General features: G+C 36.0%; 22 protein-coding genes. 1 reads left to right on the top strand and 21 read right to left on the bottom strand.

Annotated elements, in window-relative coordinates:
• Positions 1 to 103 precede the first annotated feature (103 nt).
• The 19 genes from rbfA to N0K73_RS02505 all read right to left on the bottom strand — a co-directional run bounded on the left by rbfA (position 104) and on the right by N0K73_RS02505 (position 20,700).
• Positions 104 to 457, bottom strand: a complete 354-nt coding sequence (gene rbfA, locus N0K73_RS02415; protein WP_057973617.1) for a 30S ribosome-binding factor RbfA — start codon at positions 455 to 457, stop codon at positions 104 to 106.
• Between the two features lie 28 nt (positions 458 to 485).
• Entirely contained in the window at positions 486 to 2,801 is a 2,316-nt protein-coding gene (gene infB / locus N0K73_RS02420) for a translation initiation factor IF-2 (RefSeq protein ID WP_112249970.1), read from the bottom strand.
• Positions 2,802 to 2,816: 15 nt separating this feature from the next.
• Complete coding sequence (locus N0K73_RS02425; protein WP_112249972.1) at positions 2,817 to 3,122, bottom strand: L7Ae/L30e/S12e/Gadd45 family ribosomal protein; 306 nt, start codon at positions 3,120 to 3,122, stop codon at positions 2,817 to 2,819.
• Positions 3,112 to 3,411: an RNase P modulator RnpM gene (gene rnpM / locus N0K73_RS02430; RefSeq protein WP_112249974.1), complete on the bottom strand. Its 300-nt coding sequence runs from the start codon at positions 3,409 to 3,411 to the stop codon at positions 3,112 to 3,114. The genes N0K73_RS02425 and rnpM overlap by 11 nt, the downstream gene beginning before the upstream one ends.
• Positions 3,412 to 3,454: 43 nt before the next feature.
• Positions 3,455 to 4,531 (bottom strand): transcription termination factor NusA, encoded by a 1,077-nt coding sequence (gene nusA / locus N0K73_RS02435; RefSeq protein WP_057973621.1) that lies wholly within the window; start codon positions 4,529 to 4,531, stop codon positions 3,455 to 3,457.
• A gap of 29 nt (positions 4,532 to 4,560) precedes the next feature.
• Positions 4,561 to 5,034 (bottom strand): ribosome maturation factor RimP, encoded by a 474-nt coding sequence (gene rimP / locus N0K73_RS02440; RefSeq protein ID WP_057973622.1) that lies wholly within the window; start codon positions 5,032 to 5,034, stop codon positions 4,561 to 4,563.
• Positions 5,035 to 5,173: 139 nt separating this feature from the next.
• Positions 5,174 to 9,517: a PolC-type DNA polymerase III gene (locus N0K73_RS02445; RefSeq protein WP_112249976.1), complete on the bottom strand. Its 4,344-nt coding sequence runs from the start codon at positions 9,515 to 9,517 to the stop codon at positions 5,174 to 5,176.
• A gap of 72 nt (positions 9,518 to 9,589) precedes the next feature.
• Positions 9,590 to 11,305, bottom strand: a complete 1,716-nt coding sequence (locus N0K73_RS02450; protein ID WP_112249978.1) for a proline--tRNA ligase — start codon at positions 11,303 to 11,305, stop codon at positions 9,590 to 9,592.
• Between the two features lie 23 nt (positions 11,306 to 11,328).
• Entirely contained in the window at positions 11,329 to 12,600 is a 1,272-nt protein-coding gene (rseP, locus tag N0K73_RS02455) for an RIP metalloprotease RseP (RefSeq protein WP_057973625.1), read from the bottom strand.
• Positions 12,601 to 12,624: 24 nt separating this feature from the next.
• Complete coding sequence (locus N0K73_RS02460; protein WP_057973626.1) at positions 12,625 to 13,419, bottom strand: phosphatidate cytidylyltransferase; 795 nt, start codon at positions 13,417 to 13,419, stop codon at positions 12,625 to 12,627.
• 10 nt (positions 13,420 to 13,429) lie between these two features.
• Positions 13,430 to 14,197, bottom strand: a complete 768-nt coding sequence (gene uppS, locus N0K73_RS02465) for an undecaprenyl pyrophosphate synthase (protein WP_057973627.1) — start codon at positions 14,195 to 14,197, stop codon at positions 13,430 to 13,432.
• A gap of 86 nt (positions 14,198 to 14,283) precedes the next feature.
• Positions 14,284 to 14,847, bottom strand: a complete 564-nt coding sequence (gene frr / locus N0K73_RS02470) for a ribosome recycling factor (RefSeq protein WP_057973628.1) — start codon at positions 14,845 to 14,847, stop codon at positions 14,284 to 14,286.
• Complete coding sequence (gene pyrH, locus N0K73_RS02475; protein WP_057973629.1) at positions 14,848 to 15,570, bottom strand: UMP kinase; 723 nt, start codon at positions 15,568 to 15,570, stop codon at positions 14,848 to 14,850. It lies immediately after the preceding gene.
• Positions 15,571 to 15,703: 133 nt separating this feature from the next.
• Entirely contained in the window at positions 15,704 to 16,579 is an 876-nt protein-coding gene (tsf, locus tag N0K73_RS02480) for a translation elongation factor Ts (RefSeq protein ID WP_057973630.1), read from the bottom strand.
• A 108-nt stretch (positions 16,580 to 16,687) separates the two neighbouring features.
• On the bottom strand, positions 16,688 to 17,479 hold the full coding sequence (gene rpsB / locus N0K73_RS02485; protein WP_057973631.1) for a 30S ribosomal protein S2: 792 nt from the start codon (positions 17,477 to 17,479) through the stop codon (positions 16,688 to 16,690).
• 163 nt (positions 17,480 to 17,642) lie between these two features.
• Positions 17,643 to 18,632, bottom strand: coding sequence for a D-2-hydroxyacid dehydrogenase (locus tag N0K73_RS02490; RefSeq protein WP_057973632.1), 990 nt, complete (start codon positions 18,630 to 18,632; stop codon positions 17,643 to 17,645).
• A 31-nt stretch (positions 18,633 to 18,663) separates the two neighbouring features.
• The gene (locus N0K73_RS02495) at positions 18,664 to 19,656 is read right to left on the bottom strand and encodes a D-2-hydroxyacid dehydrogenase (protein ID WP_284063886.1); all 993 of its coding nucleotides are present in this window, start codon (positions 19,654 to 19,656) and stop codon (positions 18,664 to 18,666) included.
• 32 nt (positions 19,657 to 19,688) lie between these two features.
• Positions 19,689 to 19,964 (bottom strand): GIY-YIG nuclease family protein, encoded by a 276-nt coding sequence (locus tag N0K73_RS02500; RefSeq protein ID WP_112249982.1) that lies wholly within the window; start codon positions 19,962 to 19,964, stop codon positions 19,689 to 19,691.
• Positions 19,954 to 20,700 (bottom strand): tRNA1(Val) (adenine(37)-N6)-methyltransferase, encoded by a 747-nt coding sequence (locus N0K73_RS02505; RefSeq protein ID WP_057973635.1) that lies wholly within the window; start codon positions 20,698 to 20,700, stop codon positions 19,954 to 19,956. The genes N0K73_RS02500 and N0K73_RS02505 overlap by 11 nt, the downstream gene beginning before the upstream one ends.
• 104 nt (positions 20,701 to 20,804) lie before the next feature.
• Here N0K73_RS02505 and N0K73_RS02510 point away from each other — a divergent pair, with 104 nt between their 5' ends.
• Positions 20,805 to 21,428, top strand: coding sequence for a lysophospholipid acyltransferase family protein (locus N0K73_RS02510; protein ID WP_057973636.1), 624 nt, complete (start codon positions 20,805 to 20,807; stop codon positions 21,426 to 21,428).
• A 40-nt stretch (positions 21,429 to 21,468) separates the two neighbouring features.
• Here N0K73_RS02510 and N0K73_RS02515 read toward each other — a convergent pair whose 3' ends face one another.
• Both N0K73_RS02515 and N0K73_RS02520 read right to left on the bottom strand, forming a co-directional pair.
• Positions 21,469 to 23,256: an ABC transporter ATP-binding protein gene (locus tag N0K73_RS02515; protein ID WP_112249984.1), complete on the bottom strand. Its 1,788-nt coding sequence runs from the start codon at positions 23,254 to 23,256 to the stop codon at positions 21,469 to 21,471.
• Positions 23,253 to 25,007, bottom strand: coding sequence for an ABC transporter ATP-binding protein (locus N0K73_RS02520; protein ID WP_112249990.1), 1,755 nt, complete (start codon positions 25,005 to 25,007; stop codon positions 23,253 to 23,255). The genes N0K73_RS02515 and N0K73_RS02520 overlap by 4 nt, the downstream gene beginning before the upstream one ends.
• Positions 25,008 to 25,034 lie beyond the last annotated feature (27 nt).

Below are 25,034 nucleotides of genomic sequence, written 5' to 3' on the forward strand. Positions count from 1 at the left end.
ATAGCATAATCATCAAACTGAAGGATATCGTTTGTACCTTAGTATAAAAATTTAAAATAAAAAGTCTTAAAACACTATTAAATAATGTTTTAAGACTTTTAAATTAATATTCAGAATCTATTTTTTTAAGCAGTTGATCAATTTTGTCGCCATATTGAACTGACTCATCTCTCACAAAAGCCAATTCTGGTGTTTTATAAATCGAGAGTCTTGATCCAAGTTCACCACGAATTAATCCAGAAGCTTTTTCTAAACCACGTTGTGTTTTTTGTGCGTCTGATGCCATATTTGACAAAATACTGTAGTAAATTGTCGCCTGTTGCAAGTCACCAGTCACATTTACACCCGTAATTGTAACACCTTCAACGCGAGGATCTCTCACGCGTTTTAAAAGAATGTCATTAACTTCTTTTTGGATTTCTTGTGATAAACGACCCACACGATAATGTTGTGTCATTGTATATCCTCCTAATAGTTGTTATGAATTATTTAACTGGAACTTCTTCCATAACGTAGGCTTCAATTTGGTCGCCTTCTCTAATGTCATTGTATTTTTCAATCATGACACCACATTCAAAACCTTGTTTAACGATCTTAACGTCATCTTTAAAGCGTTTCAAACTTGCTAATTTACCTTCGTAAATCACAATTCCGTCACGGATTAAACGAACGCCACTATCTCTTTCGATGTAACCTTCAGTGACATAAGCACCACCGATTGTTCCAACTTTTGTAACTTTGTATGTTTCACGAATTTCAACTTGGCCCGTAATTTTTTCTTCATAAACGGGTTCAAGCATCCCTTTCATGGCAGTTTCAATTTCTTCAATCGCGTTGTAAATAACACGATGTAAGCGAATATCCACTTCATCAGATTGCGCTTGAAGTTTAGCTTGAGGCGTTGGACGCACATTGAAACCAATGATAATAGCGTTACTTGCTTCTGCTAAGGTAACATCACTTTCAGTGATTGCACCGGCAGCTTGATGAATAATGTTAACGCGAACGCCTTCAACATCAATCTTCTTCAAACTACCTGCAAGAGCTTCAACTGATCCCTGTACATCGGCTTTAATAATAACAGCAACTTCTTTTAATTCTCCCTCTTTAAGAGAATCAAACAAGTTATCAAGCGTTACATGAGTCACGTTTCCACGTTCCTTCGTTAAGGCACGTTTAGCACGTTCTTCACCAGCTGCGCGAGCCGTTTTTTCGTCATCGAAGACAACGAAACGATCGCCGGCACCCGGAACATCATTCAACCCAGTAATTTCAACTGGTGTTGCAGGTTTAGCTTTATTGACTTGACGACCTTTATCATTTGTCATAGTACGAACACGTCCGAAACTATTCCCAACAACAATTGGATCCCCAACTTTTAAAGTTCCTTGTTGAACAAGTAATGAAGCAACCGTTCCACGGCCTTTATCAAGACGTGCTTCAATAACTGAACCGATACCTTTTTGTTTTGGATTTGCTTTTAATTCAAGAACTTCAGCTTCAAGTAAAATCATTTCTAATAATTCATCAAGGTTGTCACCAGTCTTCGCTGAAATTTCAACGAAAATTGTGTCGCCACCCCAACTTTCAGGAATTAATTCATATTCAGCTAATTGTTCTGTAACATGGGCAGGATTTGCACCAGGTTTATCAATCTTATTAACCGCAACAATAATTGGAACGTTTGCAGCTTTTGAATGATTAATTGCTTCGATTGTTTGAGGCATAACCCCATCATCAGCAGCAACAACTAATACTGTAATATCAGTAATATCTGCACCACGGGCACGCATATTTGTAAATGCAGCATGTCCAGGTGTATCCAAGAAAGTAATCGTTTTGTTATCATGTTTTACTTGGTAAGCACCAATATGTTGCGTAATACCGCCGGCTTCACCGTCAGTAACATGAGTATGACGTAATTTATCAAGTAAGGTTGTCTTACCGTGATCGACATGTCCCATGATTGTAACAACTGGTGGTCTTGAAACAAGATTATCTTCATTTTTAACTTCAGCATCAAACAACTTGTCAATATCGGCAACATCAACATCAATTTTAGCTTCTGATTTGATTCCATATTCAGATGCTAAAATTTCAATTGTATCCGTATCAAGTGTTTGATTTTGGTTAACCATTACGCCCAGCATAAATAATTTTTTGATGATTTCTGCTGGTTCACGATGAATCTTTTTAGCAATTTCTGCAACGTTTGTTGCTTCATTGTAAAATAAGATTTCTGGTAATGGTTTATCTTTTCTAGGTGATACTGGTGGTTTTGGCGTCGTTGAGCGACGGTTTTTCTTATTTCTGTTACGTTTGTTATAAGGATTATTCCCATAACGGTTATTGTTATTAAATCTCGAACGTCCTTGCTGATTAGCGTTACCATTATTAGCAGTTCTAGCACTTGATTGCGTACTATTTTGAGGACGACTTGCGGGTTTGTCACTTGTTGCTTTAGTTGTTGCACTCGCCGTAGTAGCTGGTTTAGCCGCTACCGGATTTGTTTTTTGAGCGGCAGGTTTACTGCTTGTTGTTTTTGAAACAGGTTGTGCCGGTTTCTTAGCAGCTGGTTTATTCGTTGCAGCTTTGGGTGCAACCTTTGCAGCAGGTTTCTTTACGGCCGCAGGTTTAGCAGTCCCTTTTTTAAAGTTATCGCGGATTTGACGTTCTTCATTGTCACCAATAGTTGACATATGATTTTTAACATCAAATCCTTTTGTTGTTGCAAAATCGATAACATCTTTAGTATTCAAATCTAGCTCTTTAGCTAATTCATAAATTCTTTTTTTTCCCATATTTGCATGCTCCTTCTATATATCCATTAAGTCACACATCCTTCTGCTAAAACCCTTATCGGTAATAGCATAAACCGTGCGCTGTTGTCCAACGGCTTCGCTTAAAATGGCTTTTGAAAAGCCAACATATAATTTCACATTATAACTGTTACACTTATCTGTTACTTTTTTTAAAGTCGCTTGTCCACAATCTTCAGAGAGAATAACTAATTTTGCTTTATTCTTTCTGACAGCATTTAACACTAATCCTTCACCAGTCACTAACATTCCTGCGCGTCTGGTCAAACCTAGCATTTGTAAGAATTTTTGACTATTTTTCATCTTTAAACAATTCTCGTCTAGCTACCTGATGATCAACGTATTCGACAAGTTCTTCATAAAATGAATCATCAATTTTGATGCCAAACGCTTTATTAAACGTTCTTTCTTTTTGTGCCTTCTTAGCCACGTCTACATCAAGAAAAATATAAGCGCCACGACCAGGTTTTTTACCAGTCGGATCCAAAGATACTTCGTTTTCTTTATTTTTCACAACGCGAACAAGCTCTTTTTTGGGTTTCATTTCACCCGTAACGATATCTTTCCGCATTGGAATTTTACGATTAATCATTTTAATTTGCCTCCAAATCAATTACCGATCAATTTTGGTCGGCTTATTCGTTTGTTTCAGAAACTGATTTTTCTTTACTACTGTTAACCATATCAGATTCAGATTTAATATCAATTTTAAATGTTGTTAATTTTGCGGCTAATCGTGCATTTTGACCTTTTTTACCGATTGCCAACGATAATTGATGATCTGGTACCACAACTGTACATGCATGATCGTTTTCTGGATTGAAAATGACATCAACGACTTCTGCGGGGTTCAATGCGTTTGCAATGTATTTTGCGGGATCTTCATTCCATTCCACAATATCCATGTTTTCGCCTTTTAATTCATTAACAATTGTTTGGACACGTTGACCCTTAGGACCAACGCAGGTACCAACAGCGTCAATATCTGGGTTGTTTGAACGTACAGCAACCTTAGCACGATCACCAGCTTCACGTGCAATTGAAACAATTTCAACTGTTCCATCATAAATTTCAGGAACTTCTTGTTCAAATAATCGTTTTAATAAATCAGGATGTGAACGGCTAACAAAAACTTGAGGTCCCTTAGCAGCATTCTCAACTTTTGTAATATAAACTTTTATACGATCATGTGGATTAAAACTTTCGCCAGGAATTTGGTCAATCTTAGCTAATACAGCTTCTACCTTACCTAAATTCACATAAATGTAGCGATTATCATGGCGTTCTACCTCGCCACTAACAATTTCATTTTCATATTGAATATATTGGTCGTAAACAATACTACGTTCCGCTTCACGTACACGTTGCATAATAACTTGTTTAGCAGTTTGCGCAGCAATCCGGCCGAAATCTTTAGGCGTTACTTCAAAGCGGATTGAATCTCCAACTTCATAGGCTTTATTGATATCTAAAGCATCCGTTAAACTAACTTCAAGACGCGAATCAAAAACTTCTTCGACAACTTCTTTAACGGCATAAACTGAAATATTCCCTTTTTTTGAATCAAATTCGACTTCAACATTTTGTGCTTGATTATAATGACGTTTGTATGCTGAAACAAGTGCTGCCTCAATAGCGTCAATAATTACTTCTTTTTTGATACCCTTTTCTTCTTCTAGCACTGTTAGTGCGCTTAATAATTCTTTACTCATCTTTAGTTTACTCCTTTATAAAAAAATGTTTAAAATTTAATAGCTAAACGTGCTTTAGCTATCTTTTGACGAGGAATAACAATTGTTCGCTTACGCGTTTTATCCATGTAATCAATTGTTAATTCATCCGTTGTTAAATTAGTCAATGTTCCCTGAAAAATCTTGGCATTATTCATTGGCTCATATAACGATACGTTAACATATTGATTCACAGCTCTTTCAAAATCTTTTTCTTTTTTTAAAGGTCTTTCAGCACCAGGTGATGAAACCTCTAAAAAGTATGCTTGTGGGATTGGATCCGGATTAATCTCATCTAATTTTTCGCTTAAAACATCGCTGACAGCGACACATTCTTCAATTTTAATGCCTTCAGGCTTATCAATGTAAACTCTTAAAAACCAACTTGGGCCTTCTTTAACGAATTCAATGTCAACCAATTCAATATTTTGTTCATCGACGATTGGTTGAACTAGCTCTGTGACAGTCTCTATAACAGTACTCACACGGTACCCTCCTTACATTTTTCCAATAAAAAGAGTGAGCATCGCTGCTCACTCAAACAAGATATCAAAATACTTTCTTTAATATAGCATAATTTTCTGAAAACATCAACAAACTGCCTAGTTATCACTTTTTCAATTTTCAGAAAAACGCTTCATCAAAAATTGATAATTGATTTTCATCAGGCAATGCCTTTAAAACATTATTTTCAGTCATATACTCAATTAAAGACTTAGAAACCTTACCACGCTTAGCTAAATCTTCTTTAGATAAAAATGGACGTTCTTCACGAGCAGCAATAATCTGTTTGGCAACGTTATTACCAAGGCCTGGTACAGCTCTAAATGGCGCAATTAATTTATTACCATCGATTAACCAGTTCGAATCATCTGATTTATCTAAGTCAATCATCCCAAATTCAAATCCACGTTCAAGCATTTCATTACCTAATTCAAGGACGGTCAACAAGTTTTTTTCTTTTGTCGATGCGTCCATTCCCTTATCAGTAATTTCTTTCATAGATTTTTTCACAGCTTCTTTGCCATGCGACATAGCAACTAAGTCAAAATCATCTGCCCTAACACTAAAGTAAGCACAATAATATAACATTGGAAAATAAACCTTATAATAGGCAATCCGTAATGCCATCAAAATATAGGCAGCCGCATGCGCTTTAGGGAACATATACTTAATTTTCAAACAGGCGCCAATGTACCAATTAGGAATTTTTGCTTCTTTCATCTCGGCCTGATAATCATCAGAAATACCCTTGCCTTTTCGAACCCCTTCCATGATATTGAACGCACTACCGGCTTCCATTCCCATGTGAATAAGGCCCATCATAATATCATCACGACAACCAATAACTTCTGACATCGTAATTGTTCCATCTGATATCAGTTCTTCGGCATTACCTAACCAAACATCCGTTCCATGCGATAAACCAGATATTTTTAATAGCTCGGCAAAGGTTTTTGGTTTCGTTTCTTCAAGCATTCCACGCACAAATCGCGTTCCAAATTCCGGAATACCCAATGTCCCTGTCTTAGAGAATATCTCGTCGCTGGTTACGCCAAGTACTTCAGGTCCTTGGAATATCTGCATAACACCCTTATCATCAGTAGGAATTGTTTTAGGGTCAACCCCCGATAAATCTTGCAACATTCTAATCATAGTCGGGTCATCATGACCAAGGATATCCAATTTCAAGATATTATCATGGATGGAATGAAAATCAAAATGAGTTGTTTTCCATTCCGAAGTTGAATCATCTGCTGGGTATTGAATGGGTGAAAAATCATAAACATCCATATAGTTCGGCACAACTAAGATACCACCAGGATGTTGACCGGTCGTCCGTTTAACGCCGGTTGATCCCTTAGCTAGCCGATCTATTTCTGCATTTCTAAATGTGGCCCCGGTATCACGTTCATACCCTTTGACATACCCGTAAGCTGTCTTATCAGCAACAGTTCCAATTGTTCCAGCTCGGAAAACGTAATCCTCGCCGAATAGTACTTTTGTATAATTATGCGCAATTGCTTGATAATCACCTGAAAAATTTAAATCGATATCGGGAACTTTATCTCCATAAAATCCAAGGAAAGTTTCAAATGGAATATCATGCCCATCTTTATCTAAAGGCGTGTCACACTTGGGACAATTTTGATCCGGTAAATCAAACCCAGATCCAAATTCACCTTTTTCATAAAAGTGTGAATATTTACATTTAGGACAGCGGTAATGCGGAGGTAATGGATTTATTTCAGTTATCCCTGTCATTGTTGCAACAAAACTTGACCCAACTGACCCACGAGAACCTACCAAATAACCATCTTTATTGGATTTATGAACTAATTTTTGTGAAATTAGGTAAATAACTGAAAATTCGTTATCGATAATACTGGTTAATTCCTTATCAATTCGTTTAACAACTGTCTCAGGCAGTTCTTCACCATAAAGTTCATGGGCACGATTGTAAGTTAGTTGTTTGATTTCTTCTTCAGAACCGTCAATCTTTGGTGCATATAATCGGTCTTTTACTGGTGAAATATCATCGTCAATCAAATCGGCGATTAAATTTGTATTAGTAACCACGATCTCTTTTGCAACGTCTGCGCCCAAGAAGTTAAGTCCTTCTAACATTTCGCCCGTTGTTCTGAAATGTGCATCAGGCAGAATAGAACGGTTTAACGGATTGGCGCCACCCATTGAATTAACAAGAATTTTACGATAAATGCTATCTTCGGGATTAAGATAATGGACATCTCCTGTTGCAACAACGGGTTTATCCATTTCATGTCCCAAATCAACAATATTTTGTAAAATTTCTTCCAGATTCTGATTGTCTTTGATGAGCTCTTGATGTATCAATGGTTCATATAAAGGTTTAGGCTGAATCTCTAAATAATCGTAAAATTTCGCCTTCTCTTTAGCTTCTTCCATTCCTTTTTGCATCATTGCCGTGAATACTTCACCGGAATCACAAGCGGATCCGACGATAATCCCCTCACGATATTTATTCAACTCACTTCGAGGAATACGTGGCATCCGGTAGAAATAATCAATCATAGAGGTTGAAACCAATTTAAACATATTTTTGAGACCTTCTTGAGTCGTTGCAAGTAGCGTAACGTGAAAAGGTCGTGCTTGTTTATAAGCATCGTGCTCACCCATATGGTCATTCAATTGAATATGTGATTGGATATCAAATCGTTCTCTGGCATCTTTGAGGAATAGGTGACACAAAAGACCAGTTGTCTCAGCATCATATATGGCCCGATGATGATGTTCCAAATTAACGTTGAATTTTTTAGCAAGCGTATTCAATCTAAATCCTTTAAGTTCAGGATGTAAAAATCTTGCTAACGTTAACGTATCGATAATAGGGTTTTGCATTGGTTCCATACCATGGCGCTCGTAACCAGTATTCATAAAGCCAATATCAAAGCTTGCATTATGAGCAACTAAAATACTGTCTTCTGAGAATTCTCTAAATAATTTAAAAACTTCCTCTTCAGACTTAGATCCATGAACCATTTCATCTGTAATTGATGTTAAGTTAGTCGTCGTTTCCGATAAATGATGACCTGGATCAATAAATTCATCAAATTCTTCAATCACATTACCTTTACTCATCTTAACTGCGGCTAATTCGATAACTTTATCAAATCGAGCAGATAAACCAGTTGTTTCCGTATCAAAGGTTACATATGTTGCTTCTTCTAGATTGATGTCTTTATCATTAAACGCAATAGGAATTCCGTCATCAACGACATTCGCCTCAACACCATATAAAATTTTAACATTATTTTTCTTTCCTGCCGCATGTGCCTCGGGGAATCCTTGTAATCCAGAATGATCCGTGATTGCAATGGCTTTTTGTCCCCATTTACTGGCCTGTTTGACGTAGTCCGTAATTGAATTTGTTGCATCCATTTGACTCATGTTTGAGTGTAAATGTAATTCAACACGACGTTCATCATCCGGCGCAGTTTCTTGACGACTTTGATGGTCAACTTGGTTAATATCGTAGGCGTTCACAACCAAATCTCGCATAAAGTTATCTTCTTGAACAGCACCCCGAACTCTGACCCATTCTTTTTCTTGAATAGCCGCGAACATTGCTTCGTCCTGTTCATCGCGAGAGAATTTTTTTACGGTCATAGACGAACTATAATCTGTCATTTTGATAATCATTAATTGTCGTTCAGATTTAAGTGTTCGAATTTCTTTAGAGAAAATATACCCTTCAATAATAACCGAACGTTCTTCTTCAACAATTTCTACCATGCGTTTTGCGGGCTCTTTAGTACTAATTTTTTTACCCATTTGAACTGGTCCATTAATGATTGTTTGAGAATCAACTTTTTTCTTTTCATTTTGTTTTTGAATTGTTTCAGTTGCCTTCTGCATCATAATGACATCTTGTGCTTCTTTTCGTTGTTTAATCTCTTCAATTTTTTCTTGGGATTTTGATTCATCCAATAACGTATTAATACTCATCTGTGGAAATCCAATCATTTGGTAGGCCAATTCAATTGGTCCTAATGCTTGACTAGTTAAGAACGTTTTAACAATCTCATTCTCTGCCATTAGCATAACGCGATTATCATCGAGGTAAGGCACATTGCCTTGGAAAAGTTCTTGAACCAAAGAAGAATTAGCATCACTATTTTGAACGGCCCATGCCCAATAATCGCCAAGAAGCTGGTTAGTCACTTGAGGCCGGTCAACTTTCACGGTTACTTTTGTTTTTGCAATATCTTTAAACGTAACCGCAATTTTATTTACCAAATCGTTAAATAACGCGAATGGTAATATATCAGGTGTCATTAATTGAAATTCCCACTGCTTTGATTTCTCATGAACGGTTACCGTTGCAATTTCAATTGAACTGAGGATTTCATCATCATATTGGTTAGTCGTCTTAAAATTAATTTGTTCTAACAACTTATTAAATAGTTCTTTATGATTAAGCGCCAAATTATTTGCTCCTTTTCTAAAAATGAAAAAGAGACTGAGTCAAAATTATATTTTGAACTCAATCCTCTTCAACTAGTTTTGATTTTCTTCTTTAAGCAAAATTGAAATAGAACTTTCTAACTCGTCTTTTGTTACTTCAATGGTTTCACCATTTCGACGTAATTTAACTTCAACAATACCATCAGCTGCTTTTTTACCGACGGTAATTCGAACGGGTAAACCGATTAAATCTGAATCAGCAAACTTCACGCCTGCACGTTCTTTACGGTCATCAAGTAAAACCTTGTATCCATTTTCAGTCATTTTTTTATCAATCTCATTTGCTAAGGTCATTTGTTCGTCGTTCTTAGCATTAATTGGAATGACATGTACGTCGTATGGCGCGATGCTTCTAGGCCATACTAATCCATTTTCATCAGCTTGTTGCTCAGCGATAGCCGCAAGTAATCGACTCACACCGATTCCATAACAGCCTAAAATAACTGGTTTTTCACGACCATTGTCATCCAGAATATTTGCGCCAAGTGATTCCGAATAGCGCGTGCCAATTTTGAAGATATGACCTATTTCAATTCCCTTTGTGAATTTCAATTCGCCTTCTCCTTCGGGAGAAACTTCACCCTCTTGAGCTAAGCGTAAATCTGTAAATTCATCTACACGATAGTCGCGTTCAATATTTGCATTCAAAAAATGGAATCCAGTTAAGTTAGCGCCAACTGCGACGTTAACCATACCTTTAATACCTTCATCAGCAATAATTTTAACATCTTCTGAAACGCCAACAGGGCCAAGTGACCCGAATTCAGCACCTAATACTTCCGCAACGTCTGAATCAGTTGCCATTCGTAAAAAATTAGCATTCAGGGCATTTTTTAATTTAATTTCATTTAAAATATCATTTCCACGCATTAAAACCATGACTGGTTTTTCATCCGAGATAAATAATAACGATTTTATTAAATTATCAGTTGCCGTTTCAATAAATGTCGCTAATTCATCAATTGTTTTAACATTTGGTGTTTCTATTTTTTCAATATCTTTAATTGCTTCATGCGTATTCTTATACGTTTTTAAGCTTTTTGCCATTTCCAAGTTGGCGGCATAATCACTTTTATCGGAATAAACAATTGTATCTTCACCAATATCCGAAATTGCCATAAATTCTTTTGAATCATTACCACCCATTGCACCGGCATCCCCGATAATACCTCTAAAATCAAGACCACAACGTTCAAAAATATTTTGATAAGCTCGATTCATTTTTTGGTATGTATCATTCAAACTTTCTTCATCCGCATGGAATGAATAGCCGTCTTTCATTAAAAATTCACGACCTCTTAAAATACCGAATCGTGGTCTATTTTCATCACGATATTTTTGTTGGATTTGGAACATTGTAAGTGGTAATTTTTTATATGATTTAATCTCATCGCGAACTAGAGAAGTAAATGTTTCTTCATGCGTTGGTCCCAGAATAAAGTTTCTCTCATGACGATCATTTAATTTAAATAAGGTATCACCATAAGTATCGTAACGACCCGTTTTTTTCCATAGTTCAGCTGGAATGATAGCTGGTACAAGCATCTCTACTGCCCCAATTGCTTCCATTTCTTCACGGATTATAGCTTCAATTTTTCTGATAACTGAAAAAGCTAATGGCAAGTAACTGTACATTCCGGCGGATACTTGTCGGATATAGCCAGCTCGTAGCATCATTTGATGACTAATAACCTCAGCATCACTTGGAACTTCCTTCATTGTTGGTATTAATAGTTGCGATTGTTTCATACTGTTTTATTCTCCTTTTTCTTTTAAAAGAAATAACGTTGAATATCGTTCCACGTTACTAGTATCATTAAAATCATTAAAAATGCGAACCCAATTAACGTGATCATACCTTCTTTTTCAGGTGAAATAGGTTTACCACGGATACCTTCAATAATATTTAAGACTAACTTACCACCATCCAACGCAGGAATTGGTAATAAATTCACAATTCCTAAGTTAATTGATAAGAACGCAAGCAATGAAATAACACTCGTTAATCCATAACTTGCCGCATTTGATGTTACAGCATAAATGGCAACTGGTCCACCAAAATCATTCAGGCTCACGCCCTTCGTAAACATGCCTATCAATACGGCGATAATACTTGAAACAACAGCCCATGATTGCGTAAAACCATAAGTAATTTTATTGACAAATGAGCGATTCAACTTAACCGTAATACCAATTTTACCAGTCTTAGTCGAATCATTCTTACTTGCTTCAGGCGTAATCATGATTTTTTGAGTTGTATCATTTCTGACAACCTCTAAAGCTATTTTCTTATTCGGTTGTGCACTGATTGCCGTGGTTAATTCTGTCCAATTTGACGTTTTCTTACCAGCGACTGACACAATTTTGTCATCAGCTTTTAGACCCGCCTTTTGCGCAACAGAGTTTTCTTGAACTGTTCCAATTTGGTTTAAATCAGTTGCAACGCCACCTTGCATGAAGGCTAATAAGATAAAGGCAACAATAGCCAATAAGAAATTATTCATTGGGCCGGCAAAATTAGTTAAAATTCGATTCCAAAGCGTAGCAGATTGAAATTGAACATCTTCAGGGGCAATCTGAATCTCTGTCCCATCTTTTTCTATAATCAATGCGTCATGATCAACATTGTATTTTTTTATTTCATCTTCATTACCATTTTCATACCCCGAAATCCAGAGATTTTTTTGTAAATCGCTATCAAGATACTCAATTGGGATACCATTATATAATGTTGTTTTTTTACTTGTGTTAATTTTTATAACCTTATTATGTTCGTCCAGTATCAAACTCATCGGCATACCGGGTTTTAAATCTTCATCTTCATCATCGGCAATGCCTGCCATTCGGACATAACCACCAAGAGGTAAAATTCTTAACGTATATGTCGTGCTACCTCGATGAAATGAAAGTAGTTTTGGTCCCATACCAATCGAAAATTCACGAACTAAAATTCCAGCACGTTTTGCAAAATAGTAATGACCAAATTCATGAATCACAACTAAAATTCCAAAAACGATAATAAATGTAATAATCGTTTTAATCATGTGAATCCTCCCCCTTTTAGTTTGTTACATTAAACCAAATAAGTGCATAATTGGCCAAACAAAAATTAAACTATCAAATCTGTCTAAAATACCACCATGACCAGGTAAAATACGGCCAGAGTCTTTAACACCATAAAAACGCTTGAATGCAGATTCAACTAAATCTCCACATTGACCAAACACCGAAAGAATCAATGTAATTAAGATCATAATTGGAAATGAATGATTCTGTGGGAAGAAGTAGACAAAAACACTTCCTAACAACGTTGCCATCAGCGTTCCGCCAATTGATCCTTCCCATGTCTTATTTGGGCTAATATGCGGTGCCAATTTATTTTTACCAAACTTACGACCAAATAGGTAGGCACCTGTATCCGTTGTCCAAATGACAATTAAAATGTATGCCAATGTCATTAATCCATCAAAGTTATCACCTCTGGCTGCAATGAAATAATGAAATCCCATTCCAACATATAATGAGCTTAAAACAAATACGCCAGCATCATCAAATGAAAAACGGTTCTTTGATGCAACCATGTACATTAATAACAGCGCAGCGAGAAAGTAAAATACATTTACGGATGAAATATTACCTGGTAAAAACGCAAACCACTTATTTGGTGCAATGACAGTTAATGTCATCAAAAGTCCTAATGTTGCTTCAGGTGAGACTAATAATTTTTTCTTCATTACAAATACTTCTGAAATACCAATACACCCTAAAATTAACGCAAAAATTTGTAAAGGTAATCCACCGATAATAACTAGTGGTATAAAAACACAGAGTGCCACGATTGCTGTAATTACGCGCTGTCTCATAAAAATTCTCCTATTCTTTTATGCCACCGAAGCGACGATCTCTTTTTTGATAATTAAATATTGCATCTTTCAAGGCATCCTCGGAAAAGTCTGGCCATAGTGTGTCAGTAAAGACCAACTCACTATAAGCTATTTGCCACAATAAGAAATTAGAAATTCTTTCTTCACCACTGGTCCTGATTAATAGCTCCGGATCATTATAAGGCGCTAAATTAGCAGTCATTAAATACCGATCAATTGTTTTATCAGTAATATCAGCTACATCTATTTTTCCTTTAGTTGCATCAGCTGCTATCTCTTGCATCGCCGTTACAATTTCTGCTCGTCCACCGTAGTTTAATGCGAAATTAAGAATCATCCCCGTATTGTTTTTAGTATCTTCAATCGCCTTACGAACGGCAATTTTCGTTTCATTGGGTAATTGGTCAATATATCCCATAACATTAACTTTGACGTTTTTCTCAATTAATTCAGGCACAAATTTATCAAAGAAAGTCCCGGGCAAGCTCATTAAGTAATTAACTTCAGTTTCAGGTCGTTTCCAATTTTCGGTGGAAAACGCATAAAGCGTTAATACTTTAATGCCTAAATCACTTGCAGCCATTGTAACAGTTTTTACGGTATCCATACCCGTTTTATGTCCAGCAATTCTGGGCAAGTGTCGTTTTTTCGCCCAACGTCCATTACCATCCATTATAACAGCAACATGATTAGGCATTTTATTTGGATCTAATTGAATCTCTTCACTCGTTTTATTTTTCTTCAAATTAAAAACCATATTGTACCTCCAAGAATAGTTACATGTTCTATTGTAGCAAAAAAACAGGCACAAAACGACGCCTGTCTTAAAATAAAGCTATTTATTTAAACTGCTAAAATTTCTTTTTCTTTATCTGCTTGGATACCGTCAACATTTTTAATTGAAGCATTTGTGACATCTTGCGCTTGTTTTTCTAAATCGCGCAAATCATCTTCAGTTAAATCTCCGTTTTTTTCAGATTTCTTCAAGGCATCAACAGAGTCGCGCCTAATATTACGAATAACAACCTTAGCATTTTCTGCTTCAGCTTTAACGTCTTTAGCTAATTCTTTACGACGTTCTTCTGTTAGTTGAGGAATAACCAAACGAATGGCCGAGCCATCATTTGAAGGACTAATTCCTAAATCAGCAACTAATATACCATGTTCAATATCTTTCAATGCACTTTTATCAAATGGTGTAATCAAAAGCACGCGAGCTTCTGGCACTGAAATTTGTGCAACTTGGTTAAGTGGTGTTGGTGCACCATAATAATCAACCGTTACGTTATTTAATAGACTCGCATTTGCTCGTCCTGCACGGATATTACCAAGATTTTTTTGAAGTGAAACTTCAGCCTTTGCCATTTTATCTTGAGCATCAACTAGAATAGGTTCTGTAATTTTCATTTATTTTCCCCTGACGGTTGTCCCGATAGCTTCACCGAGAACTACTTTTTTTATGTTTCCTGGTTCATTTAAATTAAACACAACTAACGGAATATCGTTATCCATTGATAACGTACTTGCCGTTGTATCCATAACTTGTAAGTTTTTATTAATAATATCTAAATGCGTTAATTCTTCAAATTTAGTTGCAGAATCATCTTTTTGAGGATCAGCTGAATAGACACCATCAACACCATTTTTTGCCATTAAGATAACATCCGCATTAATTTCTGCGGCTCTTAGTGCAGAAGTTGTGTCCGTTGAAAAGTATGGTGACCCCGTACCAGCAGCAAAGATAACAACGCGACCTTTTTCAAGATGACGAACGGCTTTGCGTCGGATATATGGTTCAGCAATTTGACGCATTTCAATAGCAGTTTGAACTCGCGTTGGCACACCTACAGATTCAAGGTTATCCTGTAGTGCCAATGCATTCATAACTGTTCCCAACATGCCTATGTAATCTGCTTGTGCGCGTTCCATACCCATTGCTGCTCCGGCTTCACCGCGCCACATATTACCACCACCGACAACAATAGCAACTTCAACGCCCATTTCTTGAATTTCTTTTAATTCTTCGGCAACTTTTCGAATTACAGGCGGATTAATCCCAAATCCTTGTTCTCCGGCCAATGCTTCGCCACTTAACTTCAACATAACACGTCGATACTTAACGTCTGACATTCACTGTTCCTCCTACGATCTATTTACAACTATTTTACCATATCTTAAACGCAATTAATAATTCAATTTATCCCAAAAACGATTTATAAAAAAAGTTTGTGCAATTAAGCACAAACTTTTAGTAACGAAAGAATTATTTAATTTGGCCCATAACTTCGTCAACGAAGTTATTTTCTTTCTTTTCAAGACCTTCTCCAACTTCATATCGGACGAATAATTTAACTTTTCCGCCTTTTGAAGCAACATATTTAGCAACTGTCATATCAGGATCTTTAACAAAATCTTGATCATCAAGACTAATATCAGCTAAGTATTTATTTAAACGGCCTTCAACCATTTTTTCAATGATATTAGCAGGTTTACCTTCATTAGCAGCTTCTTTAGAAAGGACTTCTTTTTCATGTGCTAGTTCTTCAGCAGGTACTTGTTCGCGAGACACATACTTAGGATTGATTGCTGCAACATGCATAGCAACATCTTTAGCAGTTGCTTCGTCAGCATCAGTAACGACAACAAGTGTTGAGATTGAACCACCCATATGTGAGTAAGAACCAAAACTTTCGTTGTCAGTTTTTTCAACTAATTCAAAACGACGTAATGAAATTTTTTCACCAATAACTTGTGTTGCTTCGATTAAATCATCATTGATTGTTCCACGGTCTGTTTTAATTGTAAGTGCTTCTGCAACATCTTTAGGATGTGCTTCTGCAATTTTAGTTGCAATTAATTTAACAAGTGTTTTAAATTGTTCGTTTTGGGCAACAAAGTCTGTTTCTGCATTAACTTCAACGATAGCCGCAAAGTTACCAGAAAATTGAACATCAGATAAACCTTCAGCTGCAACACGATCACTCTTTTTAGCAGCTTTAGCCATCCCTTTTTCACGAAGGAAATCGATTGCTTTTTGCATGTCACCGTCAACTTCAACGAGTGCTTTTTTTGCGTCCATCATACCAACACCAGTTGTATCACGTAATTCTTTAACTTGAGAAGCAGAAATATTTGCCATTTGTATGGCCTCCTTATTTAAATAATCATTTTATTTAATATCTAAAAAAACTGCCTCAAAAGAAAGGGCCATTACAGTACCTAATTTTGAGACAGCCTAATTTATTTACTATTCAGCATCTTTTTTATTGTTTCCGCCTTCAACGGCTTCAACAATATCTTCGATTGAATCTACTTTTTCGTCAGCTTTTTTGAAAGAAGCTTCGTTCACTTCTTCTTTACCTTGATTAGTTTCAATAATAGCATCAGCCATTTTTGCAGTAATCAAACGTACGGCACGAATTGCGTCATCATTTGAAGGGATTTTAACATCGATTTCATCTGGATCACTATTTGTATCAACCATAGCGATGATAGGAATGTTCAATTTTTGAGCTTCCTTAACAGCGATACGTTCTTTACGAGGATCAACAATGAATAATACATCGGGGATACGAGGCATATCTTCAATACCACCCAAGAATTTTTCAAGACGATCTCTACGTTTGATTAATAAAGAAACTTCTTTTTTAGGAAGAACATCAAATGTACCATCTTCGGACATTTTTTTGATTTCCTTAAGACGTTTGATACGTTTTTGGATTGTGTTCCAGTTAGTTAAAGTTCCACCTAACCAACGATGGTTAACAAAGTATTGACCAGCACGTGTTGCTTCTTCTTCAATAGCATCTTGTGCTTGTTTCTTTGTACCAACGAAAAGGACAACACCATCATCTTCAGCAGCTTTTTTCATTGATGCATAAGCAGCATCAACTAATTTAACTGTCTTTTGTAAATCAATGATATAAATACCATTTCTTTCAGTAAAGATGTATGGTTTCATCTTTGGATTCCAGCGACGTGTTTGATGTCCAAAATGAACACCGGCTTCGAGCAATTGTTTCATACTAATAACAGCCATGATGTAGTGCCTCCGAGTAAAAGTTTTATTTTCCTCCCAAGTGTTCAACTGTGCTGAGACTCTCCCGAGCACCCTCAGTCACATCCCACGAGGTGTGAATTGATGTTTAACATCGCCTTTAAGTATACAAAATCTGAAATCAGAACGCAAGTCCTAATTTTAATTACTTAACTTCTGTCTCTACGGCTCCAGTTGTTAAAAATTGCTGTGCACTGTTAAAGGCAATTTCAACCATATTTTTAACTGCCGTTTCGGTATAAAATGCGATATGTGGTGTTAATATAACATTTGTCATACCTAATAGTTCGTTAAACAATGGATCCTCAATATCCACATGACTTAAATCATGATTAAATATCGGATTTTCAAATTCGTAAGTATCTAAAGCAGCCCCACCGACTTGTCCCGATTTTAATGCGTCAATTAGGTCTTCTGTATTAATTAACGTCCCTCTAGCTGTGTTTACAATCAGAACATTTTGTTTCATTTTTGCAAATGTATCGCGATTAAGCATATGTTCATTTTCTTTTGTAGCAGGCGCATGAAGCGTAATAACATCTGCTTGTTCAAATAAATCATCTAATGAGTCAGCATAGAGACCTGCTTCTTTCAATTCGGGTTTTGGATGTAGGTCATATGCAATTACCTTCGCACCAAACCCCTTATAAATATCCATTGCAACACGGCCAATACGGCCTGTTCCAATGACACCAACCGTTAGGCTTCTTAATTCTCTTGAGATGTTAGGTGCCCAACGATAGTCGTTAGCTTTGAGCTTTAAATTAAATTCAGGCGTTTTTCTTAAAAGTTGCATTAATTGCGTGACAGAAAACTCGGCAATTGCGTTAGGCGAGTAAGCCGGAACATTTGTTACCATAATATTATGTTTTTTAGCGGCAACTAAGTCAATATTATCGACCCCTACATTTCGAACAGAGAGAATTCGAATACCCATTTTTTGCATTTCAGAAAATAATACTTCATCGTAAGGAATCGTTTGTAAAGCAATAATACCGTCAAACCCTTTTGCCTGGCTGATAGTATCAATAGTTAATAAGTCTTCAGTAATTTCGACATCAATCTGATTTTTCTGTGCCCATTTTTCGGCAAATCCAACTTCATCTTTTCTCATACCAAATGCGATTAATTTCATAATCCTTTTCCTCCATCTTCAAAGAACAATTTTATTTAAATTTGACTTCTTTATCGGAATGTCCTGTTTCAATTAAATCTTTACTTGCATTCAACGCATCTATCACCATATTTCTAACCGCTGGCTCTGTGTAAAAAGCAGTATGGGGCGTTATCAAAACGTTCTCACGTTGTAATAAATTTTTAAAAGTCCCATTCACTTGCGATTCCTTTAATTTTCTATTAAAGTAATCTGTTTCATTTTCAAGCGTATCTAAAGCGGCTCCCGCAACTTTACCTGAATCTAATGCTCTGATTAGTGCATCGGTATCAATCAATGTTCCCCTAGCCATATTTAAGATATGCACACCATCTTGCATCTTGTTAAATGCCTCATCGTCCAATAAATGATAATTATCTTCAGTTGCTGGACTATGAATAGTGATAACCGTTGATTTCGCATATAACTCTTCAAGGGTATCAACGTAAATACCTTCTTCTTTTAAAGTAGGATTTTGGTAAATATCATATCCAATTACTTTTGCGCCAAATGCTTTAAAAATTTTAATTGCAGTTTGTCCGATTCTCCCCGTACCAATTACACCAATTGTTTGTGTGCGAATTTCTTTCGAAATATCGGGTTCCCAGGTGAAATCATTATTTTTCATCTTGCGATTAAATTGCGGTGTTTTCCTGAAAAGTTCCAATAATTTAGCTATAGAGAGTTCTGCAACTGCACTTGGAGAGTAAGATGGAACGTTTGTCACAATCAACCCATATTGATTGACCGCATCCCCATCAACATTATCAACTCCGGTATTTCTGATTGATAGGTACTTAATATTCAAATCACGAATTTTTTTAATTAATTCCGGCGTGTAATCTTTTTGCTGATAGGCAACAATTGCATCATGGTTAGCTGCAAGTTGAACGGTTTTTTCATCTAACAAATCTGGTACAGTTTCTATTTTAATTTGATTATCATTTTCCCATTCCTTAACATATGGTAATTCGTCTTCTCGAATTCCGTAAGCAATAATTTTCATAATGTTAATGACCTCTTTATTTTTTAATTTTTTTAGATTTCAACTGAATGTGCCCTTAAATAAGTAATTTTTTTACTTCTTGATTGATGTTTAAAGGCATATTCTTTTTTTAATGCTTCAGATTTCGTATCAAAAGATTCTTGATAAATCATTTCTAACGGCCGTCTACTTGGCAGCCTTGTATATTTTGCACCCTTACCCGCATTATGCGTTTCAAGTCTTTTTTTAGGATCTGTAGTAAATCCTCCATATAGTGTATTGTCGGCACACAGCAAAACATAAAAATAATATTTTTTATCAGTTTCCATAAACAATCTCATGGACGCTTTGCGTATATTCGTCATTAGCACCGTAAACAACGATCGGTGGCATAATTCTGATACCCGCTGCGTTACCATCTTTAATCGCTTCAATTAAAACCATATTTGCTTCTTTTCCCTCTTTTGGATAAACAAATTGAATTTTTTTAGGCGCTAGTCGATGGTTAACCATTTTACTTAATATTTCAGGCAATCTGTCAGGTCGATGAACAAAAAAAGTTTTACCTTTCATCTTTAACAAACCACTCGTAATTTCCAAAATGTCATCTAAATCAGTCGTGATTTCATGTCTTGCAATTGCCAAATATGGATTAGGATTTCTTGAAGAATCCGGTGTATTAGGAAAGTAAGGCGGGTTGCAAAGTACCGTGTCAATCGAATCCTTTTCAAGATAATCGAACGTCTTTATTAAATCTAACTGTTTAACTTCTATCTGCTGCCCTAAGTGATTTAATTCGATGCTCCGTTCAGCCATATCAGCCAACCGTTCTTGTAATTCAATCTGATAGATATGACCCCTTGTCTTTTGGCTGACAAACATCCCCACTGCACCATTTCCCGCACATAGGTCAACAATTTTAGTTGAGTCTTTTCTTGAAACCTCTGCAAAATGAGCTAATAGAACAGCATCTAACGAGAAAGAAAAAACGTCTGAACTTTGGATAATTTGAATCTGATTTGAATATAATTGATCAATTCGTTCGTTTTCATTGAGTAAGACCACTTTATCGTCACCCACCTTCTATATATTTAACTTAAACTTGCAACTTTTAATTCAATTAGTCATACTTACCATACAGAGTTTAAAAATGAAGGGATTGTAGCCACATGTTTTATTCATTCGCGCGAGGCATTGTCAGAATTATTATATTCTTAATCAACGGAAACGCCCACTACATTAATAAAGAAAAATTACCTGAAGGATCTTATATTTTAGTAGGTCCGCATCGAACTTGGTTTGACCCTATTTATTTTGCCCTGGCAGGTAGCCCGAAAAAATTTTCATTTATGGCTAAAAAGGAGCTCTTTGTAAATCCAATTTTACGCTATATCTTAATCCATGCCAATGCTTTTCCTGTTGATCGTGAAAATCCTGGCCCATCAACAATCAAAACACCAGTTAAATTTTTGAAAAAAGGTGACTTATCATTAATTATGTTTCCATCCGGTACGCGTCACTCGGAAGAGTTAAAAGGTGGTTCCCTTCTAATTGCTCGAATGGCACAGGTTCCTTTAGTTCCAGCAGTATACCAGGGTCCATTAACATTTAAACAACTTTTCAGTAGAAAAAGAATAACCGTATCATTTGGCGATCCAATCTACCTTGACAGAAAAACAAAGTTAACCGACGAAGTTCAAGCACAAATGGACACCAAGTTAACCGACGCTTTTAAACAATTAGATATGGAAATAAATCCAGATTTTAAATATGTTGATCCTCATAAAAAATAACGCTTGAAAATCGTTTAGATTTTCAAGCGTTATTTTTTATTTAATCATCTGAAATATTTTGTAGATGATACATATCGAAATATTTACCTTCTAATTTTAGTAATTCTTCATGCGTTCCACGTTCGACAATTTTGCCTTTATCCAAAACTAATATTTGATTAGCATCAACGATAGTTGACAGCCTGTGTGCGATAACAAGCGTCGTTCTATTTTGTCTCATTTGCTTCAATCCATCTTGGATAAGTTGTTCCGTTTCAGTATCAATATTAGCCGTAGCTTCGTCTAATATTAAAATTTTGGGATTAGTTACGATTGTTCTAGCAAATGAAATTAATTGTTTCTCACCTGAAGAATACGTGGCCCCCCGCTCAACAACTTTCGTTTGGTATCTCTTCGGGAGTTTCTCAATAAACTGGTCTGCATGAACAAATTTAGCAGCCTCTTCAATCTGCACATTAGTTACATTTTGATTGAGCATTCTAATATTAGATGCAACGGTCCCATAAAATAAGAAAGAATCCTGCAGTACTAATCCCATTTTTTTACGTAACTCATCAGATGAATATTTTTTGATATCTAAATCATCAATTAATATTTGTCCCTCTTGAAAATCGTAAAATCGCATTAATACATTAATAGTTGAACTCTTCCCACTACCTGTGTGACCAACAAAAGCAAGTGTCTCTCCAGGTCGTACCACGAATGATATATTTTTTAAAACGGCGTTTTCATTATCATACGAAAATGTAACATTCTTAAATTCGATTTTACCGTTAACGATAGTAGCTCCTTTGTCAGGCGTTTGCTGTGGTTCAAGCGTTTGATCATCAAGAACACCAATAATACGACTACCTGCGACAATGCCATCTTGGAATGTCGTTAAGTAATCCATTAAGTTAGTCATTGGATTAAAAAAATTCTGTAAATAAGTTAAAAAAGCATAGACCATTCCAGCCTCGACAAAATGATCTAAACTGTTAATACCGAATAATCCAAGTGTGATAACCACTGCCAACGCATAAAAAAGGCTGATAATTGGTGAAAGTAACAATGAATTAGTTTTAATCATTTCAAATCTTTTTTTCAAATAAAGCTCATTTGTATCTTCGAATTCGCCCTCAATTCGTTCTTCCTGACGGAACTGCTGAATAACATTAATCCCAACAATAGATTCATTCAACTTCGTATTCAACCGACTCAAGTACTCTCTCATTTGTCGATACACCCTTGAACTGAATCGCTGATAATACCATGTTGTTATCATTAGAATTGGCACAAATATCAACGTTATTAACGCTATTTGTGGTTTGGCAATGTACATTGCCACAAACGCCGAGACAAGGGAAAAAATTCCAATAATTAGCGTCATAAATAACGTCCAGAAATCAGCCAACGTCATCGTATCATTGGTAACTCTAGAAACGACAGCTCCAGCAGGAGTCTGATCAAAATACCGCATTCCCAATGTATGAATTTTTTTAAAAAGGACAATCCGAATTTTTTCTAATGTTTTTTCTGCACCCATTGAATACAAATACATCTGAATAAATTGTGTAATTGCTTTTAAAATGACACCTATAAAGTACAGTCCCGCAAATAAAAACATAACATTTAGTGGTGTCGATTTAGACTGAAGATAGTGATCCATATAATATTGTAAAAGTAATGGTAAAAGTATGTTAATCCCGCTTAAAAGTGCCGCAAACAAAATTGCGATTAAAAAGTCCGCCTTAAAGTCTTTTGTATAAGGCAACAATCGCTTTATAACATCCCTTTGTTCCTTCCCACTCATCTCTTTTTGCCAACTAGATTTAGATTTTTCACTCATTGCGATCCACCCCCATCTAACTTATTTTCAAGCTGTTGTTTAGTCGTCATTTGATAGTACCAACCTCTTAACGCCATTAAAGTTTCATGTTGTCCTCGTTCAACTATTGTGCCTTCGTCAATTACAATAATTTCATCGGCGTCCATCACGCTACTCATACGACTTGCAGAGATAATTGTTGTTTTGTTTTGACGTTTTTCTTTGAGTCTGCTTAAAATAATTGATTCCGTTCTAGCATCAACCGCAGATAACGCATCATCTAAAATTAATAATTCTGGATTGATCACTAAGGCACGAGCAATAGCTAATCGTTGCTTTTGTCCACCAGAGAGTGAGATTCCTTGTTCTCCAACTGCCGTTTCATACTGCTGTGGCAAATCTATAATATCAGTATCCAGATCAGCATCAAATGCGGCCATTTCAACATCTTCTTTTGTTAAATCCATGTTGGCAAACCGTATATTATCAAATATAGTCGTTGAAAATAAAAAACTCTCCTGAGGTACGTAACCTATCGATTTAAGATATGCGTCTAAAGCATACTTTTTTATATCTGAATTATTAACTGAGATAGTGCCTTTATAGACATCGAATTCACGAAGGATCAATTTCATAATTGTCGATTTACCAGCACCCGTTTTACCAACTATTCCTAGCGTTTGTCCAGAACCAATATGAAATTTAACATCCCGCAAACTCACACGATTATCATCCGGATAGTTGAAATGATGTATGTCAAAATCAAAAGGTCCCGTTGGCGATTTAGCCAATCCTTGTTTAGTATCAATAATTCCACTGGTCTGATTAAGTAGTATTTGTACGCGATCGTAACTCGCGTTTCCACGTTCAATTACGTTAAATAATCGACCAATTGCGAACATCGGCCAGACAAGTAATGCAATATAACTAATAAATGAAATCAGTTGTCCAATCGAAATTACATCATTGGTCACATAATACCCACCAAGAATAATTGTAAAAACATATGATAATCCAATAATTAAACTAGTTATTGGATCAAATAATGCATCTAGAAAATTAACTCTTCTATTAATTTTGATTGTCTCTTGAACTTTTTCTTCAAAATCATTAATATCTTCCTGTTCTTGTCCAAGCGTTTTAATTACTTTAATGCCACTAACACTTTCTTGCGTCTTATTATTCAACGTTGAAAATGCGGCCTGCGAGGTGGCAAACGCGGTATGTATTTTAGTTCCCAAAAATCTGGCCATAACCGCTAATAAAGGCAACGGTATTATTGCTAAAATAGTTAACCGCCAATCGATTAAAACAACCATTGCAATGATTGTCGTTCCACCCGTTATAATTGAATCGGCAAAAGTCAAGATACCGGCACCAGCAACCTGTTGAATAGCCGTTAAATCATTGGTAGCATGAGCCATCAGGTCACCCGTCCTATTTTGTTGAAAAAAAGACTGATCCATTTGCATAAAATGTTTAAATAATCTGGTACGTAATATTTTTTCAAGTCGAGCTGCACTCCCCCAAATATTAGTTCGCCAAATATACCGGAAGAGGTATTGTCCTACTGCAACGAAAATAAGAATTCCAACCCAAATAGCTAATTTACGCACTGTTAGTTCATTTCTACTCATGCTATCAACAATGTTTCCAATAATCTTTGGTGGTACAATTTGAAAAATTGCTACTAGAATCAAGAAAAATACGCCAATACCATACGATTTCTTTTCTTGTTTAAAAAACCATCCTAGTTTTCTAAATATGTTCATTTCAAATTCCCCCTTTTTGTGAAAAAA

Origin of the sequence: Dellaglioa algida (genome assembly GCF_030127605.1) — a bacterium.
Lineage (GTDB): Bacteria > Bacillota > Bacilli > Lactobacillales > Lactobacillaceae > Dellaglioa > Dellaglioa algida.

What these genes read in the sequence shown, in the direction of transcription:
- N0K73_RS02450 (WP_112249978.1), bottom strand. Translation starts at nt 11,305, where the DNA reads ATGAAACAATCGCAACTATTAATACCAACAATGAAGGAAGTTCCAAGT.
- nusA (WP_057973621.1), bottom strand. Translation starts at nt 4,531, where the DNA reads ATGAGTAAAGAATTATTAAGCGCACTAACAGTGCTAGAAGAAGAAAAG.
- N0K73_RS02520 (WP_112249990.1), bottom strand. Translation starts at nt 25,007, where the DNA reads ATGAACATATTTAGAAAACTAGGATGGTTTTTTAAACAAGAAAAGAAA.
- N0K73_RS02500 (WP_112249982.1), bottom strand. Translation starts at nt 19,964, where the DNA reads ATGGAAACTGATAAAAAATATTATTTTTATGTTTTGCTGTGTGCCGAC.
- rbfA (WP_057973617.1), bottom strand. Translation starts at nt 457, where the DNA reads ATGACACAACATTATCGTGTGGGTCGTTTATCACAAGAAATCCAAAAA.
- frr (WP_057973628.1), bottom strand. Translation starts at nt 14,847, where the DNA reads ATGAAAATTACAGAACCTATTCTAGTTGATGCTCAAGATAAAATGGCA.
- N0K73_RS02495 (WP_284063886.1), bottom strand. Translation starts at nt 19,656, where the DNA reads ATGAAAATTATTGCTTACGGAATTCGAGAAGACGAATTACCATATGTT.
- N0K73_RS02510 (WP_057973636.1), top strand. Translation starts at nt 20,805, where the DNA reads ATGTTTTATTCATTCGCGCGAGGCATTGTCAGAATTATTATATTCTTA.
- rpsB (WP_057973631.1), bottom strand. Translation starts at nt 17,479, where the DNA reads ATGGCTGTTATTAGTATGAAACAATTGCTCGAAGCCGGTGTTCATTTT.
- N0K73_RS02425 (WP_112249972.1), bottom strand. Translation starts at nt 3,122, where the DNA reads ATGAAAAATAGTCAAAAATTCTTACAAATGCTAGGTTTGACCAGACGC.
- N0K73_RS02460 (WP_057973626.1), bottom strand. Translation starts at nt 13,419, where the DNA reads ATGAGACAGCGCGTAATTACAGCAATCGTGGCACTCTGTGTTTTTATA.
- N0K73_RS02515 (WP_112249984.1), bottom strand. Translation starts at nt 23,256, where the DNA reads ATGAGTGAAAAATCTAAATCTAGTTGGCAAAAAGAGATGAGTGGGAAG.
- rnpM (WP_112249974.1), bottom strand. Translation starts at nt 3,411, where the DNA reads ATGATTAATCGTAAAATTCCAATGCGGAAAGATATCGTTACGGGTGAA.
- rseP (WP_057973625.1), bottom strand. Translation starts at nt 12,600, where the DNA reads ATGATTAAAACGATTATTACATTTATTATCGTTTTTGGAATTTTAGTT.
- N0K73_RS02490 (WP_057973632.1), bottom strand. Translation starts at nt 18,632, where the DNA reads ATGAAATTAATCGCATTTGGTATGAGAAAAGATGAAGTTGGATTTGCC.
- pyrH (WP_057973629.1), bottom strand. Translation starts at nt 15,570, where the DNA reads ATGTCAGACGTTAAGTATCGACGTGTTATGTTGAAGTTAAGTGGCGAA.
- uppS (WP_057973627.1), bottom strand. Translation starts at nt 14,197, where the DNA reads ATGGTTTTTAATTTGAAGAAAAATAAAACGAGTGAAGAGATTCAATTA.
- infB (WP_112249970.1), bottom strand. Translation starts at nt 2,801, where the DNA reads ATGGGAAAAAAAAGAATTTATGAATTAGCTAAAGAGCTAGATTTGAAT.
- tsf (WP_057973630.1), bottom strand. Translation starts at nt 16,579, where the DNA reads ATGGCAAATATTTCTGCTTCTCAAGTTAAAGAATTACGTGATACAACT.